Annotated in this window: 1 protein-coding gene; it reads left to right on the forward strand. The window is 64.1% G+C overall.

All coding sequences use genetic code 11. The features are described from left to right. Positions 1-1,670: HAMP domain-containing protein (locus tag TSA66_RS27285; protein WP_198358735.1), on the forward strand; the 1,670-nt coding region annotated here is incomplete at both ends.

The raw sequence follows: 1,670 nt of genomic DNA on the forward strand, positions 1-1,670 counted from the left end.
AGGCCAGTTCCTGCGCGCGGCGTCGACCGCCAACACGATGGTCGACCAGCTCTCGTCGTTCGCCTCCGAAGTGACGCGCGTGGCACGCGAAGTGGGCACCGAGGGCAAGCTCGGCGGCCAGGCCAATGTGCCCGGCGTGGCCGGCACCTGGAAGGACTTGACCGATTCGGTGAACTCGATGGCGGGCAACCTGACGTCGCAGGTGCGCAACATCGCCGACGTGACGACGGCGGTGGCGAACGGCGACTTGTCCAAGAAGATCACGGTGGACGTGCGCGGCGAGATTTTGCAGCTGAAGGATACGATCAACACGATGGTGGACCAGTTGCGCTCGTTCGCCTCGGAAGTCACGCGCGTGGCGCGCGAGGTCGGGACCGAGGGGCGCTTGGGCGGGCAGGCGTACGTGCCGGGTGTCGGCGGCACTTGGAAAGACTTGACCGATTCGGTGAACTCGATGGCGGGCAACCTGACGGCGCAGGTGCGCAACATCGCCGAGGTCACTACTGCCGTGGCGACCGGTGACTTGTCGAAGAAGATCACGGTGGACGTCAAGGGCGAGATTCTGCAGCTGAAAGACACGATCAACGTGATGGTGGACCAGCTCTCGTCGTTCGCTTCGGAAGTCACGCGCGTGGCGCGCGAAGTGGGTACCGAAGGCAAGCTGGGTGGCCAGGCGCACGTGAAGGGCGTGGCCGGCACCTGGAAGGACTTGACCGATTCGGTCAATTCGATGGCGGGCAACCTGACGGCACAGGTGCGCAACATCGCCGACGTGACGACGGCGGTGGCCAACGGCGACTTGTCGAAGAAGATCACGGTGGACGTGAAGGGTGAAATCCTGGAGCTGAAAAACACGATCAACGTGATGGTGGACCAGTTGAATTCGTTCGCGTCGGAAGTCACGCGCGTGGCGCGCGAAGTCGGCACCGAGGGACGTCTGGGTGGCCAGGCCAACGTGGGCGGCGTGGCCGGCACCTGGAAGGACTTGACCGACAACGTGAACTTCATGGCATCCAACCTCACCGGTCAGGTGCGCAACATCGCGGAAGTGACCACGGCTGTTGCGCGTGGCGACTTGTCGAAGAAGATCACGGTGGATGTGAAGGGCGAGATCCTGGAGCTGAAAGACACGATCAACGTGATGGTGGACCAGCTCTCGTCGTTTGCCTCGGAAGTCACGCGCGTGGCGCGCGAGGTGGGCACCGAAGGCAACCTCGGCGGGCAGGCGTATGTGCCGGGCGTCGGCGGCACCTGGAAGGATTTGACCGACAACGTGAACTTCATGGCGTCCAACCTGACCGGCCAGGTGCGCAACATCGCGGAAGTAACGACGGCGGTGGCGCGCGGCGACTTGTCGAAGAAGATCACGGTGGACGTGAAGGGCGAGATTCTGGAGCTCAAAAACACGATCAACGTGATGGTGGACCAGCTGTCGTCGTTCGCCTCGGAAGTCACGCGCGTGGCGCGCGAGGTCGGCGTGGAAGGCAAACTGGGCGGCCAGGCCAGCGTGCCGGGGGCATCGGGGACCTGGAAGGATTTGACCGAGAACGTGAACCAGCTGGCGGCCAATCTTACCAACCAGGTGCGCGCGATCGCGGAAGTGGCAACAGCCGTGACGCGCGGCGACCTGTCGCGCTCGATCCAGGTCGAGGCGCGCGGCGAAGTGGCGG

Source organism: Noviherbaspirillum autotrophicum, assembly GCF_000818395.1.
In the GTDB taxonomy this organism is placed as follows: domain Bacteria; phylum Pseudomonadota; class Gammaproteobacteria; order Burkholderiales; family Burkholderiaceae_D; genus Noviherbaspirillum; species Noviherbaspirillum autotrophicum.